Source organism: Thalassobacter sp. 16PALIMAR09, from assembly GCF_000765485.1.
Taxonomy (GTDB): Bacteria; Pseudomonadota; Alphaproteobacteria; order Rhodobacterales; family Rhodobacteraceae; genus Thalassobacter; species Thalassobacter stenotrophicus.
In genome coordinates this window covers 325,556-342,315 of record NZ_JHAK01000001.1, presented here as the reverse complement: position 1 = coordinate 342,315, position 16,760 = coordinate 325,556, and the positions used below count along the sequence as shown (strand labels likewise).

Here is a 16,760-nt window from a genome sequence, read left to right as displayed (position 1 = left end):
GGGGCAAGCGCAAGGGCCTTTTACAACAAACATTGCGAAGAATGTGATGCCTTGGGTCTTGTGTCACACAGAGACGCTTGTCATGCCTTGTCTTGCGGGAAAAATTTGACCGCCATACGCCCTGACAAAGCAGCAAAGAGAGACCCCATGACCCAAACCCTTCGCGCAGCCGATATCTTGGCACAACGTCTGTATGCAGCGGGGTGTCGCCGTGCGTTTGGTATGCCGGGCGGTGAGGTTTTGACATTGATCGACGCGCTTGAGCGGGCAGGGATCACCTTTATTCTCTGCAAGCACGAAAATGCCGGCGGGTTCATGGCTGAGGGTGGCCACCATGTGGACGGGGCGCCTGCGATTTTGGTGGCGACTGTGGGGCCCGGTGCAGTCAACGGGGTGAATGTCGTGGCAAATTCGGAACAGGACCGCGTGCCTATGATTGTTCTGACCGGCTGTGTTGATGCCCATGATGCCGAAATCTACACCCACCAAGTGTTAGACCACCGCGCGGTGTTTGCGCCCATCACCAAGGCGACCTTTACACTCAGCGCGCAGGCGGCGGATGTGATCGCGGACAAGGCGCTTGGCATCGCACTCGAAGGTCGAGCGGGTCCTGTGCACATTGATGTGCCCATCTCTGTGGCAGATGCCCCTAGCGAGGATCTCGGCGGCTATAGGTCTGCGGCTTCAGAGGTTGCTCTGGCGGATGTAAATCCCATTGTGCACGCACTTTCATCCGCGTCGAAACCCCTCCTGATGGTTGGATTGGATGCTGTCCGCGAAGACATCAGCGCCGATGTTTTGGCGTTTGTGGAACGGTTCAATATCCCCGTGGTCACGACTTACAAAGCCAAAGGCATCGTACCCGAGGATCATCCGCTATGCCTTGGCGGAGCAGGCTTGTCGCCCTTAGCGGATCAGACCTTGCTGCCGCTCTTCGAGCATGCGGACTTCGTGCTGTGCCTCGGCTATGACCCGATAGAGATGCGGACAGGCTGGCAAAACCCGTGGGACCCGACCCGGCAAATGGTTGTTGATATCGGGCACGCGCCCAATCACCACTACATGCACCAAGCCAGTGTAAATATCGTTGGGGATCTTGGGCCTACGCTACATGCGCTGATGGCAGCCGCGCCCGCACAGACATGGTCGGAGGGGCAGATTACCGACGCGCGCGCCCAGCTTGCGCAGGATTTTGATCGCTCAGACGACTGGGGCGCTGTCGCGGTTATTGATGCTGTGCGCACCGCCGCGCCCAAAGGCACGATCGCGACAGTCGATAGCGGCGCGCACCGCATTCTGCTTAGCCAGACGTGGGGCTGCGATGGTCCCCGGCAGCTTTTGCAATCGACGGGGCTTTGCACGATGGGCTGCGCCATGCCGCTCGCCTTCGGGGTCAAGATCGCGGCACCAGATGCCAATGTCATCGCTTTCATGGGTGATGCGGGCTTTTTGATGGTCACCGGTGAACTTGCGACTGCGGCCGAAATGGGGTTGCCCGTTGTCATGGTGGTATTCGTTGACCGGTCCCTTGCCCTGATCGAGAAAAAACAACGCGCGCGGCAGATGCCCAACCTTGGGGTGGATTTCGGGCATCACGATTATGCCGCCATCGCGCGGGCGTTTGGCGGTAATGGCGTGACCGTCTCAAACCGAGAGGACTTGATGGCTGCTGTCACCGATGGACTTGCTCAGACGCAGACCTTCACCCTGATCGCCGCTGAAATCGAAAGGCAAAGCTATGACGGCCGGTTCTAAGTCTGCGGCGCGTGGGCCGCTCCACGGCGTGCGGGTTCTGGACCTAAGCCGTATTCTGGCTGGACCTACATGTACCCAAGCGCTTGGAGACCTTGGTGCCACGGTTTTGAAAATCGAAAATCCCGGCACAGGGGGAGATGATACCCGTCAATGGGGCCCGCATTATGTTGCGGATGCTTCAGGTGCGCAAACCGACCTGAGCGCCTACTTCATGTCCACCAACCGCAACAAGCACTCTATCGCGGTTGATATCACCACGGCGGAGGGGCAGGCGCATATTCGCAGGCTCGCGGCAGATGCGCATATCCTGATTGAGAACTTCAAGCCTGGTGGCCTCGACAAATATGGCCTCGGGTACGCCGAGATGGCTGCTGAAAACCCAAGCTTAGTCTACGGATCCATTTCGGGCTTTGGGCAGACCGGACCCAACCGCGACAAGCCGGGGTATGATCTGATGGCCCAAGGGTATGGCGGGTTGATGTCAATTACAGGTGAGCCTGAGGGGGAGCCGATGAAGGTCGGTGTGGGAATCGCGGATGTGATGTGCGGGATGTATGCCACCATTGGTCTGCTGGCCGCGTTGCGCCACGCGGAGGCCACGGGGCAGGGCCAACATGTTGAGGTCGCCCTCGTGGATGCGCAGATCGCGTGGATGATCAACGAGGGGGTGAATTACCTGACCTCTGGCGAATTGCCCCAGCGGCGCGGGAACCGACACCCCAACATTGTGCCCTACGGAGTCTATGCGACATCGGATGGTCACGTAATCATCGCGGTGGGCAATGATGGGCAATTCCAACGCTTTACCGATGCTATAGGTCTACCTGCGCTGGCCACTGACCCGCGCTTTGCGACCAATCCCGGGCGGCTCGAACACCGCGATGCCTTGGCTGATATTCTAGAGCCGACTGTTGCACAAATCCCGACGCAAACGCTGATTTCCGCGCTTGAGGCGCGTAAGGTCCCTGTCGGCCCCGTCCAAACGCTGGATCAAGTATTTGCCAGCGATCAGGTTGCCGCCCGTGAGATGCAGATCGACATGACAACCCCTACCGGTGAGGTATGTCACCTGATCGGAAACCCGCTCAAACTCTCCCAAACGCCGGTAACGTACCGCCATGCGCCGCCCCGTTTTGGCGCAGACACCACGCGGCTAGAGGCGGACAACCCATGGGACACACCCGAGGAATAGCCACCGGATTTGGCGTAAATCCGCTAATTTGATCACGAAAATAGGCAAGAAGCGTCACAGTTGCGTGTGGTCACAGGGGCGTGAATTTACGAACGCCCCCGGGCCTGCGACTGAGAAAGAGAATTAACGCGCACTTTGCGTCAAATCTCTTTTGAAAGGCCTGTTTCATGGCAACTGACCCGTTCGGATTACCCGTCTCATTGCGCCACCCTGAGGCGATTACGGCATGGGAAAGTACGATGAGGGCGTTCTTGGCCCATGGCGCAGACACGCCAGTTCATCTGGCCAGCGTTCTGGAACTTGAGCCGCAATTCACCCTCGCACATGTGGCGAAGGGCATGTTTTACCTGCTGCTTGGGCGGCGCGAGTTGATGTGCGTCGCGGATGAAGCCCTTTCGGCTGCCCGTGCCTGTCCCGACCAATTGCCGCGAGAACAGACATATGTCGCAGCGCTTGGGGCCTGCGTTGCAGGTGACATTCATGCAGGCCTACGGGCGCTGGAACAAATCCTACGCGTCGCCCCCCAAGACGCGCTCGCAATGAAGCTTTCGCACGCATGGCGGTTTGTTCTGGGTGACAGCACAGGGATGCGCGCCTCGCTGGAAAGAGTGGCAGGGGCCTATACCCCGGATCACATGGCGTATGGGTATTTTCAGGGCTGCATGGCCTTTGCCTTTGAGGAAACCGGCGAATACGCGCGGGCCCGGACAACGGGCCTGCGCGGGCTAGAGGCGGCACCAGATGACGCTTGGGGCCTGCACGCCGTGGCCCACGTACATGACATGACAGGGGATGCGCGGGGCGGTTTGGATTGGCTCTCGGGTCGGGAGGCCGCGTGGGCACACTGCAATAATTTCCGCTATCACGTTTGGTGGCACAAGGCGTTGATGCATTTGGACCTTGGACAGATGGATCAGGTGCTCATGTTGTATGACACCGAAATCCGGGCCGACAAAACGGATGACTACCGTGATATCTCAAACGGCACATCGCTGCTGATGCGGCTTGAGTTAGAGGGCGTTGACGTCGGCAATCGGTGGGAGGAGTTGGCGGACCTGTCGCAATCCCGAACCGAGGATGGCTGCCTGATTTTTGCGGATTTGCATTATATCCTCGCCCTCGCGGCCGACGGGCGGGACGAGGCTACGGCCCGTATGCTGGGCCGAATGCACGCCGACGCAAAACACGCCGACACGGTCGTCCGCAAACGAATGGCCACACCCGGTCTGTCCGCCGCCCGTGGGTTAGAGGCCTTTGGGGAGGGGAATTATACCGCCGCTTTCACCAACTTGTTGGCAGCTCGGCCCGACATGCAAAAGGCCGGCGGCAGTCACGCCCAACGCGACGTGTTTGAGCGTATCACGATCGATGCGGGCTTGCGGGCCGGCCAATTCGCCCAAGTCGAAACGCTGCTCGCGGATCGGCAGGCAAAGCGCGGGGGCGAAGATGGATACGCTGCCGCCCGCCACGCGCTGCTCAGCCAAGCCCGCACCCAAGCGGCCCTATTGGCCGCACAATAGGCCGCTGGCCGCTTGTGCGATACGTCCCCGGAAAGACCCCAGTATGACAACAACAAGCCCAGATACCGCGTTCCAAAACGCACCCAAGGCCACGGCGCACCCCACCACCTCGATCCGCGATCCTCGCTTGGATTTCTTTCGCGGGATCGCAATGTTCATCATCCTTTTGGCCCATACACCCGGCAACGCGTGGACCTCTTGGATACCGGCGCGCTGGGGGTTTTCGGACGCCACAGAAATGTTTGTGTTTTGCTCAGGTATGGCCAGTGCGATTGCCTTTGGCCGCACCTTTGATCGCGCGGGGCTAGGGTTGGGGACCGCACGGGTCGGGTTTCGGATTTGGCAGGTCTACTGGGCGCACATCGGGATGTTTTTCGCCATTGCGACGATGCTGGCCGCGATTGATCAGACCGGCGCATATGACAAGGTCTATATCGGGACCCTGAATTTGTGGAAGGTCTTTGCCGATCCCGGGCCGCAGTTGGTGGGGTTGTTCACGCTGACCTATGTCCCCAATTACTTTGATATTTTGCCGATGTATATGGTGGTTCTGGCACTGATGCCGTTGGTTGTGGCGCTATCGCGGGTCTCACTTTGGCTGAGTGCGGGGGTGGTCGTTGTGCTGTGGTTAGCCGCGCAAGAGCGGCTCTTGGCCGCTGTCGGACTGGATGGCCTGCACCTGAATCTCCCGGCTGAGCCGTGGTCGGACAGGCAATGGTTCTTTAACCCCTTTGGCTGGCAGTTGGTGTTTTTCACGGGCTTTGCCCTTATGCGCGGGTGGATCCCTGCGCCACCGATCAACAAGGTACTTCTGATCGTCGCAGCTGTTATCGTCATCGCTAATGTTCCGCTGTCGAACATCGGTGTACGCGCCGTCAGCCGCGAATGGTTCGGCCTTGCGTTCGAAACCAACCCGGTGATCGAATGGCGCGTCGCCAACAAAGGGCTGATCGACAAATCCGACTTTGGAATTCTGCGTTATGTGCACTTCTTGGCGCTGGCCTATTTGGGCTACGCCTTGGCGGGTCACAAAGGGGCGCGTTTGATGGCCCATGGCACATCGCTGGCCGCACGCATTTGGGATAACATCCTCCCCCTCATCATGAAGGTCGGTCAGCAAAGCCTTGCGGTGTTTATCTTTTCCATGGTGCTGGCACGGGTGAATGGCTTTGTCCTCGACAACATTGGCCGTGATGCGCTGACGTGGACGATCGTTAATCTGACGGGCTTTGGTCTTTTGATCTTTTGTGCCTACGGAGCGGGTTGGTTCAAATCCCAACCCTGGAGGGCACGGGCATGATCACGCGTCGCAGTTTTCTGGCCCAGAGCACAGCAGCACTTGCGCTGTTTGCAGCACCTACTCACGCAATGATGCCACGCTTCCTGAGCGATGAGCCGTTTGACGCCACAACGGTCGAAGAAATGGCCCGCACCCTGTCAGAGGCGCCCTATAGCCCGCGCCCCTTGGTGCCAGAGGCATGGCGGAACCTGACATACGATCAGTATCGTAAAATCTGGTTCAATACCTCCAAGGCGGTGTGGGCAGACACAGGGCTACCTCTGCAAATGGACCTGTTTCACCCCGGCCTCTACTTTCCCCAAGCGGTTGAGGTGGACGTTGTGGCCAACGACAGGGCGCATCGTTTGGCCTTTGATTACGCCCTCTTTGACAAAACCGACAAGGCGCCCAAACTCCCCTTGGATGAGACTATGGGCTATTCGGGCCTGCGCCTGCGGGCCGAGTTGATAAAGGCCGGAATTTACCAAGAGTTTTGCGTGTTTCAGGGCGCCAGTTATTTTCGCGCACTCGCGACGGGGCAGAATTATGGCCTATCGGCGCGGGGGCTCGCGCTCAAGACCGGGGACCGCGACGGCGAAGAATTCCCCGACTTCGTGCGGTTCTGGGTGGAAACACCCGCACACGACTCGGGCACCTTTATCCTGCATGCCCTGTTGGACAGCCCCTCCGTGACGGGGGCATTTCGGTTTGAAATCACGCCCGGCACGCCGTGTGAAATGGTCGTCCGCGCGACGATTTTTCCGCGTGTGATGCTGGATCATGTGGGGATCGCGCCTCTGACATCGATGTTTCTGTATGACGAAACCAACCGCGAGGCGTTTCGCGACTTTCGCCCAGCGGTCCATGACAGTGACGGGCTGTTGGTTTGGAACGGCGCAGGCGAGATGCTGTGGCGACCGCTTGCCAACCCTCGCGACCTTGGGATTTCAGCCTTTGTGGATGACAACCCCAAGGGCTTTGGCTTGATGCAGCGCGCCCGTGATTTTCAGGATTTTGAAGACCTTGAGGCGCATTACCACACCCGGCCGTCTGCATGGGTTGAACCACTGGGCGATTGGGGGGCAGGCGTGGTGCGGTTGGTTGAGATACCCGCTGACAAAGAGATTTACGACAACATTGTTGCCTACTGGCGTCCGAGAGAGGCGCTTGCGCCCGGGCGAGCACATCGGTTCGACTACCGCCTGACATGGGGAGAAAAACCCCTGCGCCGCCGTGATTTGGCCCGTGTGGGTAATACGTTTGGCGGACTGAATTCCGCACAAAACGCGGAGCAGATGGTGATCGACTTCGATCCTCACCCAGAGCTGGACGTCCCGATTGAAGATATCAGCGTGCATGTCTCCTCAAACGACGTGGCTGTCAGCCGCGGGTTATTGCAACGCTTGCCGGACGGGCAGGGCGTGCGGCTGGCCTTTAGCTTCGACCCAGAGGAGCGCACCTCAGCCGAGCTGCGCGCGCAACTGCTCCGCGACGGTAGCCCGGTATCTGAGGTCTGGCTTTACCGGTGGAGGGCCCCTGCATGACCATCGCCTCCCAAATGTCCCACATGCCGTCGCACCACCCATTGGCCTTTCCTGAGCAGGCGTTTGATAGCCCCCACAAGGGCGCGCCCGGCCCGCATGCCGACCCCGTCACCGTGCCGCAAGTGATCTGGGCGCGGATCGCGGTGTTTGCCCCGGCGTTGGCCATTACGGGACTGTTGATGATGGTCTTTCTCAGATGGTTCGCACAAGGTGGATTGTCGTGGGTGGAGGGGGTGTTGGCGGGCCTGATCGGGTTCGGAGTGTTCTGGATCGCGCTCAGCTTCGCCACGGCTCTTTTGGGGGCGTTGGCACTGGGAGCCCGCAAGTCCCTCACCAAGACCGGTGACGCCCTTGATGTCGCGCTTTTGATGCCGATTTATAATGAGGCCCCGCACCTGACTTTTGGCAACGCCGCGGCAATGATGGAAGCCTTGCACCGTACCCGCGCGCAGGGCCATTCGTTCACCCTTTATATGCTGTCTGACACGCGCGATCCTAACGTGGCCGTGCGGGAAGAAATCGCGTTTGCGCATCTGTGCGCAAGCCTGCCGTCCGATGTGCCGGTGTTCTATCGGCGACGCGCCCAGAATACGGACCGCAAGGTCGGCAACCTTGCCGACTGGGTGACCCATTGGGGCGGCGCGCACGACGCGATGCTTGTTCTTGATGCCGATAGCCTGATGAGCGCACCTGCGATCCGCGCCCTGACCGACGCTTTGGCCAGTGATCCCGGCGCGGGGCTGATCCAGAGCTTTCCCCACCTGATCGGGGCGCGCACGCTGTTTGCCCGGGCCCAAGAGTTCGCCAACAGTACGTATGGGGCCGCACTTGCCAAGGGTTTGGCCCTTTGGACCGGGCAAGAGGGCAACTACTGGGGCCATAACGCGATCATCCGCACCACGGCATTTGCGGCCAGCGCAGGCTTGCCAAAGTTGCGCGGTGGGCGGTTGATCCTAAGCCATGACTTCGTTGAGGCGGGGCTGATGCGGCGCGCAGGCTGGGGCATTCGGTTCCTGCCGCAAATGGGCGGCTCGTGGGAGGAAACGCCACCCGCTCTGCTGGATCACGTCGCCCGCGACACGCGGTGGTGTCAGGGCAATTTGCAACACCTGCGGCTGCTGCGCGCGCGGGGGTTTCACGGGCTATCGCGGTTCCATTTGCTGCATGGTGCGGTGGGTTATCTGCTGTCGCCGCTGTGGTTTGCTCTGTTGATCATCTGGGCGCTGATCGGCACCAGCGAAGAGCAAAGCGTGCTGGCCTATTTCTCACCCGACATGCCTCTGCGCCCCACATGGCCCGAAATGGGCACCCAAGGCCACGTCGGCGCGATGCTGTTGGTCTACAGTCTGTTGATCGCGCCCAAGCTGATTGGAGCGGCGGCTACACTGGCCCAACGGCGCGGGGTGTTGCGAGTGGGTGGCATCGGCGCGTTTTCCTTTGGTTTGGTGACCGAAGTGCTTTTGTCGATTCTCTATGCGCCCATCTTGATGGTCCAACAGACCCGCGCGGTTGTTCAAACTTTGCTTGGTGTCTCGGTCGATTGGACACCTCAAGCGCGGGACGGCGGGGTTTATGATTTGCGCGATTTAGTGCGCGCCCATTGGTTGGAAACGGTGATTGGGGCTGCACTTCTGACGGGCATCATTGCGGGGCTTGTGTCGGTGTGGCTCTTTCCGATTGCAGTCTCGCTCACAGGGGCTGTGGGGCTTTCATGGCTCAGCGGTCGACCGACACATCACCGGCTGTTGGTCACACCGCAAAGCCTCCGAGCACCGGCCATTCGACGTGCGGCGTTACACTGGCAAGATGGGGTAAAGCAAGCGGTTCAGAAGGCCTTTATTCCCGGGGAATAGTTACCTGATCCACTTCCGCCAATCCCTCCATCCAGTCCAGCGCCATATCCGCCCAACCCTCGGGCACACGATGCCCCCCGGGGTAGAGTGCGAGTTCTAGGGAAAAACCCGGCGCGCAGTCCCATTTGCGGCGCAGAAAGGCCCCAGATTGTGACACACCACTCGGCGCAGGCGAGGCGCAGCTATTTGCGCCGCGCCACAGTGCCAACCCTTCAAAGATATCCCCTTGGAGGAAACGATCTCCCAGCGGGCGACCCTCAAGCGGAACGGTCCGATCGGTCCACCCGTGCGTATGCAACAGCCGCGCAGGGCCCGCGCATTCTATGGGGTGCGGCCACCAGAACCCACCGGCCACGGGTGCATAGGCGAAAAAGGCGCTCGGTGTTTCACACGCGAGATACGACACCATGAACCCGCCAGCAGAAAACCCGGCCAACATTCCCTTCTCCTTTGACAGCCCGTGACGTACCTGCGCGTCTGACAGGACCGAGGCGAAAAACGCAGCCTCGTCGCGGGCGCGCGGCCGGTTGGTTTCCGGCAGGAACGACCAAATACCGCCTTCGCCCCCACGCCACGACAGCCCTTGTGGGGCAATCACCGCATACCCACGGTCCAGCAAAGGCTGCACCATCTGAACCATGCCCAAAACACCTCGGCTGGTTCCGCCCGCGCCATGCAAAAACATGACATGAGGATACCCCCCATTGGGGGCAGGACCATCGGGCAGGGCGATTCGGTAGGTCCCTTGATCAACCTCGCATGGGGGATCGGACCGGCCACAATCGGCCAGCGCGGCGATGGAAGTTGCCGCCAGAAATACCAGAGGCGCGATTAACCGCAGCAACATACTAAGCGCCTGATTTTACGGGCAAGCCACGCCGCAGCCAACCCGGCCCTGTGCGCGAACCCAGCATCCCCTCGGGGACGTCAATCACATTGGTGAACCCGGCGGACACCAGCCGCGAGGACAGCCGCGCAGACCGCACCCCGCGCGCACAAATCAACGCGATCGGCGCGGTAAAATCGCCGCCGCTTAGCTTTGCCAATTGGGTCGTGAAATCGGGTTGACGCATGTCCAGAGGGGTCCCGAATTCGGGCACACCGGTTGCGCGCCATTCATCGGGCCTGCGGATATCGATCAGCAAGATTTCACGCGCTGCGGCCATCTCAAAGGCTTGACCCGGCGTCAGCGCCACTCGGGGCGCGGGCGGGCCGCCGACACCTATCATCGCGGCTCCAACAATCACCAGCGCAGACATGGTAAACAAGACGGCGCGGCGTGTGGGTTTCAAAGCCATCTAGGACACTCTCTCATCGCTACATGCTCCGGTTTAGCCATGCGCATGGGTTCACGCATTACACAAACCAGTGACTGTGGGGGCGTAAAACACGCGGGACTTAAACGAATATTCACATCTAGCGGCGAAACACACGAGCAACTCGAAGCCGCACCCCGAGCGGCTTTGTACCTCGCGCAAGCCCGGAGCCCGAATATGTCGTTGTTTAAGAACCTGAGCCTAAAGGTGAAATTACCCCTCGTTTTGATGGGCTTAACGGCATTGGCAATGGGGATAAGCGGCTATTTTCATATCGTGAGTGCCTATGCGTCGGTCCGCGACGCCAACATGATACAACTTACCGCTACGCGCGATGCCCGTGTGCGACAGGTTGAAGATTTAATCGCACGCATTGACAGCGATATCCGCAGTTTTGCCGCCTCACAGGAGGCGCAGCAGGCGCTGCGCGGTTTGAATAGGTCGTGGAATAACATGTCCCAAGAGGAGCGTGCCGCCATTCGCGTGCTCTACGGGCGCGACAATCCATTTCCGATGGCGCAACGCGCACAACTCAGCGATGCCGATGATCGTTCGGAATATTCACTCACGCACGCGATGTCTCACGCACAGATGCAAGGGTTTATGCAAAGTCTCAATTACGGTGATTTGCTGATGATCAACCCCGACGGCGAGGTGATCTACTCAGTCCAAAAGCGGGACGATTTTGGCATCAATCTAGACGCAGCGAGCGACTCCCCCCTTGCAGAGCTGTTCAAGCAGATCAGCGCGCAGACAGGGCCAGCGTCCCCAGTGTTCGTAGACGTCACACCCTACGCGCCCAACGGCAGCCTGCCGACCGCGTTCATTGCCCAGCGCCTCGTGAATGTACGCGGCGATACGCGGGGGATTATGGTCCTCGAACTGCCGATGGATGCGATCCAAGCCGTCATCGACAGGCCCACTGGTCTTGGCCAGACTGGCGAAGCGTATCTGCTAGGGTCTGATGGTTTTTTTCGAACAGCGCCCCGAGTAAATGAAAGACAGACGCCCTATTATGAAACACGCGCCGAGGCCAGTTTCTTGGGCGCAATGCAACAGGCAGGGACTGGCGCGATAGAAGGCGCCGGCACATGGTACGATCAGGCCACCACTGCCTTTGCCACTGTAACCGTCTGGAACCGCACGTGGACTTTGACCGTAGAAAAATCACTAGAAGAAGTGTTGGAACCCGCTGTGGCCATCCGCAATTTCACCTTGGTTGAGATGGCCGTCGTTCAGATTGTCATTTTTGGCATGGGTTGGCTCTTTGCGCGGTCATTGTCTGGCCCCTTGGGCCGCGTGATCCAAGCACTGCGCAAGACTGCTAATGGTGATCTGACGAGCGATGTACCGGATACAGACCGCAGCGACGAAATTGGCCAAATCGCATCCGCTCTAGGAGACCTAAGAGGGGATTTGGCCGCTGGCCAATCAGCCGCGCGAGACGCCCAATTCAAAGGTGCAGCCTTTGACCAATCTTCCGCAACGATGATGATCACCGATGAGAACCGCGTAGTGACATATATCAACCCCGCTGCGGAAGCCTTGATGGCACAGCATCAAGAAGCATGGGCGCGAAAGGGTTTTGCTTTTGACATAGCCGATATGGTCGGAACGCGCCTAGATGCGCTTCACCCATGTGACGGCATCGACGCAAGCTTTGCTAATACGGCTACTGTGTCGATGCATGTCGAACTCGGTCAAACCCGGCTCCGTTTAAACATTGGTCGTATTGTTGACCCGGAGAGCGGTCAACACACAGGCTATATTGCAGAATGGTCGGACGTCACACAAACGCTTCGCTCCGCCACAATTTTAGAAGCTATTGAAGTCTCTCAAGCGGTGTTTGAGATGAACACCGCCGGTCAGATCATCAGCGCGAATGCGAACATGTTGAATGCAGCTAACGTTGTCAGCCTGAACGATTTTCTTGAAGTCTTTAGTTCAGCGGTCGATAGCTCAGCCGACGATGCCACCGTCCTCTTCGAAGCCGCCATGAATGCTGGGCAGGGCGAAACGCTATCTGGAACTTTCGTCTGTCAAAAGCCAGATTGCAGCACTCTTTGGCTGGCAGGATCTTTAAATCCGGTGCGTGAGGTTGACGGAACCATATCACGGGTTGTCGCCATCTTGGATGACGTGAGCACGCAACGCATTGCGCAAAGCCAAGCTGAGAAACAACGCAAAGAGATGCAGGCACAACAAGACCTTGTTGTTGACCAGCTGGGCGTTGGCTTGAACCGACTGGCAGAGGGCGACCTTCAAGCCACCATAGAGGACACGTTCGGCCCCCACTACGAAAAGCTCCGGCTTGATTTCAATTCCGCAAGCTCTCGGCTGTCAAAAGCCATGCAAGACGTTCGCACCAATGCAGAGAGCATTCGCGGAGAAGTCGCCGAGATCAGCAATGCGGCAGCTGATCTTTCGACCCGGACCGAAAAGCAAGCCGCAACGCTGGAAGAAACTGCGGCAGCCATCGAAGAGATTACGGCGTCGATCGTCTCCGCAGCCGAAGGGGCCACGGCGGCCAATTGTGTCGTGTCTACGGCCAAAGAGAACGCGGAACAAAGCGGCTTGGTGGTGACAGAGGCAGTTTCGGCCATGGGGGTGATCTCTTCGTCTTCTTCGAAGATGTCAAAGATCATCAGCGTAATTGACGACATCGCCTTTCAGACAAACCTGCTAGCTCTCAACGCTGGCGTAGAGGCTGCACGCGCTGGTGATGCAGGTCGGGGATTTGCGGTTGTTGCGTCTGAGGTAAGATCGCTCGCGCATAGGTCATCCGAGGCCGCTAAAGAGATCAATGACCTCATCTCAGAAAGCAGCAAACAGGTCAGCCATGGTGTCGATCTCGTGGGCAAAGCTGGGACTGCACTACAAGAGATTGTTGGCTTTGTGACCAACATTTCTGAGCACGTCAGCGACATTGAACACTCAGCCAAGGAGCAAAGCGCGGTTTTGAGTGAGATAAACACGTCAATGGGGCAACTGGATCAAGTCACCCAACAAAACGCGGCTTTGTTCGAGGAAACCACCGCTGCCAGTCAATCACTGAACAGCGACGCCGACACGCTCTCGCGCCTTATTCAGCACTTTAGGATCGATAACGCGGTCAGCCAGATTCAGACGTCGGCGAAAGAGCAACCGCTGCCAACTGAGATGAGCGATACCCCAACAGCGACGCAGTTTTACGATGCTGGGCAAACGTCTTCGAACCGACCCAAGAAAGCTGTCGGCGCGGGACCTCTTAATCTCCAAGGCGATCTGGACGATTGGCGGGAGTTCTAGGAATGGCAACCACATTCGCGGCCTCGCCCAATGCTCCGATAAAGGTCCTCATCATAGACGATTCCGCAACTATTCGCCGTTTGTTAAGTTTGGTCCTTGGGTCTGACCCAGAAATTTGCGTCGTCGGAGAGGCCGAAAATCCGATTGAGGCACGAGAACTGATCAAGCAAACCGATCCAGATGTTTTGACGCTTGATGTTGAGATGCCCAAGATGGATGGCATCGAATTTCTACGTCGCTTAATGCGGCTGCGACCGACACCTGTGGTCATGATTTCCACACTGACACACAAAGGCTCAGAAGTTGCGCTTACGGCTCTGCAACTGGGAGCGGTCGATGTTTTCGGAAAGCCGAGGCGTGCAGAGATATCGGAATGGCAGGGCCTCGTGTCTATGGTCAAAACCGCAGCGCGCGCGCGCGTTGGTCAGAAAGCGGCGGTTAATCCCACCCTTGCGCCAGCGCGCCACGGTGCATGGACAGGCAAAATAGTGGCGATTGGAGCATCCACCGGCGGCGTAGACGCACTAGAAACCGTCCTAAGCAGATTTCCCGCTGATTGCCCCCCCACGGTCATCGTCCAGCATATGCCCGAATTGTTTTTGACGTCCCTCGCGACCCGGCTCGATGCAAAATATGCGCCTAAAATAAAGCTGGCCGAAAATGGTGCACCCCTGCGGCCGGGGGCTGTGTTAATTGCACCTGGTGGTGATCATCATCTGAATGTTGGACACGGCCATCTGAGCGCCGAACTCGTCGCCTCTGACAAAGTCGCAGGTCATCGTCCCTCGGTTGATGTTCTTTTCGGATCGCTGGTTCCCCGCGCTGATAACGTGGTCGCAACGCTGCTAACGGGTATGGGCCAGGACGGAGCGGATGGTATGAAGTGTTTGCGTTCCCGTGGGGCAATGACCATTGCTCAAAACGAGGCGACCTGCGTGGTCTATGGTATGCCTCGCGCGGCGATTGAAGCGGGCGCAGCCGACAAGATACTGCCTCTAACCGAAATTGGCGATGCGATCCTCGCACACGCCGCCGTGCCTGTCGCAAGCAGATCGAGGGCCTAGACCGATCGAACAGGAAGCAACAAAAATGCAGCACGTGGGGCAGGGTGAACACGCAGTGTCTGGTAATCCTTTGGTCGTGCTATCGACACTTCTTGGATCGTGTGTATCCACGTGCATGTTCGATCCTTTGGCGAAGGTTGGAGGTCTAAATCACATGGTTTTGCCCAATGATTCATCCAACGACCCTTTCGATTTGATGAGCCAAGTCAACGCGATGGAATGTTTGATCAATGCACTGCTCAAGGGCGGTGCGGTGCGCAGCCGATTGGTGGCAAAGGTGTTTGGGGGCGCTCGCATGATTGGCAGTTCCGCAGCCGTCGGTGAAAAGAATGCAGAGTTTGTTTTGTCTTTTCTTAGCGATGAGGGCATCCCGGTTGAAAGCCAGGATTTGGGCGGCACTCAAGCGCGTCGTATTCGGTTCGAGCCGACAACCGGCCGGGTGCAATTGAAGTTGGTCACAGATCGCCCAATTGAGCCGATTATCGCAGCGTCCAAGCCACCGGCGCCCAGTGGATTGGAGCTATTTTAGCTTCGACCTTTAGGCCGGCTTTCACAGAGCAATCAAAAGCGAGCTTAGCTCAGTGGCCTAATTTTCAGGCTAACAATACGGTTCGCAGCACGGGATGTGATTTCAAACCTAAACCCGTGAAAGCTAAAGACCTGACCTGTTGTCGGGATAGACTGCGCCTCATGAATGACTAGGCCTGCGACGGTATTGGCCTCATCGTCGGGCAGGTTCCAGTCACAGGCACGATTCAGATCGCGAATGGTCATCGCACCATCAACGTTAAAATTCCCCAGATTGTCTGGAGCTAGAACGCTGCCTTCGTCGATGTCATGCTCATCCGTGATCTCACCCACGATTTCCTCAAGGATGTCTTCAAGCGTGATCAGGCCCTGCAACGCACCGTATTCATCCACCACAAGAGCAAAGTGCGTATGACGGCGTAGGAATTGCCGCATCTGTTCATCAAGTGTTGATGTTTCTGGCACAAAATAGGGTTTCATCGCGACGTCAGTCACTTTGAATGCCTCAAGGGCTGCGGCATTCGCATTCGGGCCACGCATCAGCCGGTCCATGGCGCGCAACAGGTCCTTGGCATGAAGGACACCAATGATGTTTTCCTGATCGCCCCGATAAACGGGTAGGCGGGTATAGGGCGACGCTAGACATTGACTAAGAATAGCCTCGGGGGCGTCATCGGCGTCGACCATTTCAATAGAAGAGCGATGCAACATGATTTCCTCGACCGTACGCTCCCCCAAATCAAGGGCACCCATCAACCGATCCCGATCTTCTTTCTCAAAACTCCCCTCGGAGTGGCCAAGCGAAATCGCGCCAGCGATTTCTTCCTGCGCAGACATGATCCGACTGTTTGGGTCAATCCGAACGCCAAACAGAGCGAGAACACCGCGCACGAGCGCCCGCACTGCAGTCACCACAGGGGAAAACACCACGATGACCACGGCGATCACCGGGGACACTCGCGATGCGGCGACCTCGGGGTTAGAGATGGCGTACGTTTTGGGCAGCACTTCAGCGAACACCAACACTAACAGCGTCATGACCAGCGTCGCCAAGGCCACGCCGCTTTCACCGAATGCGCGAGTGAACAGAGCCGTCGCCAACGATGCAGCAAGGATGTTCACAAGGTTATTGCCGAGCAGAACGGCTCCGATCAGGCGCTCATTGTCCTCGGTCAGGTGCAGCGCGCGCGCGGCGCCCCCCGCACCGCGATCAGCTTGGGATCGCAGCTTCCCACGGGAGGCGGCGGTCAATGCCGTCTCGGATCCCGAGAAGAAAGCCGACATGAACAAAAGGCCGACAATCCCTGCTGACGTCCACCAGAATGCGGCGTCAAAGGGAGAAGTTTCGAGGGCTAGTGAGGCGTCAATTGGTATCATGATTAGGGTATGGGGTCCTTGGGATAGGCTTTCAAGAGCGTTTC

The 16,760-nt window shown here is 58.3% G+C and carries 12 protein-coding genes; 9 read left to right on the top strand and 3 right to left on the bottom strand.

What is annotated here, in order from left to right; all coding sequences use genetic code 11:
• Positions 1-147 precede the first annotated feature (147 nt).
• The 6 genes from PM04_RS01710 (at position 148) to mdoH (ending at position 9,143) form a co-directional block, all read left to right on the top strand.
• Complete coding sequence (locus PM04_RS01710; protein WP_038003029.1) at positions 148-1,755, top strand: thiamine pyrophosphate-binding protein; 1,608 nt, start codon at positions 148-150, stop codon at positions 1,753-1,755.
• Complete coding sequence (locus PM04_RS01705) at positions 1,739-2,947, top strand: CaiB/BaiF CoA-transferase family protein (RefSeq protein ID WP_038003026.1); 1,209 nt, start codon at positions 1,739-1,741, stop codon at positions 2,945-2,947. The genes PM04_RS01710 and PM04_RS01705 overlap by 17 nt, the downstream gene beginning before the upstream one ends.
• A 167-nt stretch (positions 2,948-3,114) precedes the next feature.
• Positions 3,115-4,467 (top strand): tetratricopeptide repeat protein, encoded by a 1,353-nt coding sequence (locus PM04_RS01700; protein ID WP_038003025.1) that lies wholly within the window; start codon positions 3,115-3,117, stop codon positions 4,465-4,467.
• A gap of 43 nt (positions 4,468-4,510) precedes the next feature.
• Entirely contained in the window at positions 4,511-5,767 is a 1,257-nt protein-coding gene (locus PM04_RS01695; protein ID WP_038003023.1) for an OpgC family protein, read from the top strand.
• Positions 5,764-7,290: a glucan biosynthesis protein gene (locus PM04_RS01690; RefSeq protein WP_038003021.1), complete on the top strand. Its 1,527-nt coding sequence runs from the start codon at positions 5,764-5,766 to the stop codon at positions 7,288-7,290. Before PM04_RS01695 ends, PM04_RS01690 begins: the two co-directional genes overlap by 4 nt.
• Positions 7,287-9,143 (top strand): glucans biosynthesis glucosyltransferase MdoH, encoded by a 1,857-nt coding sequence (gene mdoH, locus PM04_RS01685; RefSeq protein ID WP_052068385.1) that lies wholly within the window; start codon positions 7,287-7,289, stop codon positions 9,141-9,143. Before PM04_RS01690 ends, mdoH begins: the two co-directional genes overlap by 4 nt.
• Here mdoH and PM04_RS01680 read toward each other — a convergent pair.
• Both PM04_RS01680 and PM04_RS01675 read right to left on the bottom strand, forming a co-directional pair.
• Entirely contained in the window at positions 9,127-9,990 is an 864-nt protein-coding gene (locus tag PM04_RS01680) for a PHB depolymerase family esterase (RefSeq protein WP_038003019.1), read from the bottom strand. The genes mdoH and PM04_RS01680 overlap by 17 nt on opposite strands.
• Position 9,991: 1 nt before the next feature.
• Complete coding sequence (locus tag PM04_RS01675) at positions 9,992-10,441, bottom strand: rhodanese-like domain-containing protein (protein ID WP_081946022.1); 450 nt, start codon at positions 10,439-10,441, stop codon at positions 9,992-9,994.
• A gap of 195 nt (positions 10,442-10,636) precedes the next feature.
• On the opposite strand from PM04_RS01675, the gene PM04_RS17290 reads away from it, so the two are divergent.
• The 3 genes from PM04_RS17290 (at position 10,637) to PM04_RS17555 (ending at position 15,340) form a co-directional block, all read left to right on the top strand.
• On the top strand, positions 10,637-13,747 hold the full coding sequence (locus tag PM04_RS17290; protein ID WP_052068384.1) for a methyl-accepting chemotaxis protein: 3,111 nt from the start codon (positions 10,637-10,639) through the stop codon (positions 13,745-13,747).
• 2 nt (positions 13,748-13,749) lie between these two features.
• Positions 13,750-14,811, top strand: a complete 1,062-nt coding sequence (locus PM04_RS01665) for a chemotaxis response regulator protein-glutamate methylesterase (protein WP_038003017.1) — start codon at positions 13,750-13,752, stop codon at positions 14,809-14,811.
• A 154-nt stretch (positions 14,812-14,965) separates the two neighbouring features.
• The gene (locus PM04_RS17555; protein ID WP_052077277.1) at positions 14,966-15,340 is read left to right on the top strand and encodes a chemotaxis protein CheD; all 375 of its coding nucleotides are present in this window, start codon (positions 14,966-14,968) and stop codon (positions 15,338-15,340) included.
• Between the two features lie 44 nt (positions 15,341-15,384).
• Here the strand turns inward: PM04_RS17555 and PM04_RS01655 are convergent, their stop codons facing one another.
• Complete coding sequence (locus PM04_RS01655; protein ID WP_038003013.1) at positions 15,385-16,716, bottom strand: HlyC/CorC family transporter; 1,332 nt, start codon at positions 16,714-16,716, stop codon at positions 15,385-15,387.
• Positions 16,717-16,760: the final 44 nt, after the last annotated feature.

Coding starts and splice junctions, on each gene's coding strand:
- PM04_RS01710 (WP_038003029.1), top strand. CDS start 148: ATGACCCAAACCCTTCGCGCAGCCGATATCTTGGCACAACGTCTGTAT.
- PM04_RS17555 (WP_052077277.1), top strand. CDS start 14,966: ATGGTTTTGCCCAATGATTCATCCAACGACCCTTTCGATTTGATGAGC.
- PM04_RS01665 (WP_038003017.1), top strand. CDS start 13,750: ATGGCAACCACATTCGCGGCCTCGCCCAATGCTCCGATAAAGGTCCTC.
- PM04_RS01675 (WP_081946022.1), bottom strand. CDS start 10,441: ATGGCTTTGAAACCCACACGCCGCGCCGTCTTGTTTACCATGTCTGCG.
- mdoH (WP_052068385.1), top strand. CDS start 7,287: ATGACCATCGCCTCCCAAATGTCCCACATGCCGTCGCACCACCCATTG.
- PM04_RS17290 (WP_052068384.1), top strand. CDS start 10,637: ATGTCGTTGTTTAAGAACCTGAGCCTAAAGGTGAAATTACCCCTCGTT.
- PM04_RS01690 (WP_038003021.1), top strand. CDS start 5,764: ATGATCACGCGTCGCAGTTTTCTGGCCCAGAGCACAGCAGCACTTGCG.
- PM04_RS01705 (WP_038003026.1), top strand. CDS start 1,739: ATGACGGCCGGTTCTAAGTCTGCGGCGCGTGGGCCGCTCCACGGCGTG.
- PM04_RS01680 (WP_038003019.1), bottom strand. CDS start 9,990: ATGTTGCTGCGGTTAATCGCGCCTCTGGTATTTCTGGCGGCAACTTCC.
- PM04_RS01695 (WP_038003023.1), top strand. CDS start 4,511: ATGACAACAACAAGCCCAGATACCGCGTTCCAAAACGCACCCAAGGCC.
- PM04_RS01655 (WP_038003013.1), bottom strand. CDS start 16,716: ATGATACCAATTGACGCCTCACTAGCCCTCGAAACTTCTCCCTTTGAC.
- PM04_RS01700 (WP_038003025.1), top strand. CDS start 3,115: ATGGCAACTGACCCGTTCGGATTACCCGTCTCATTGCGCCACCCTGAG.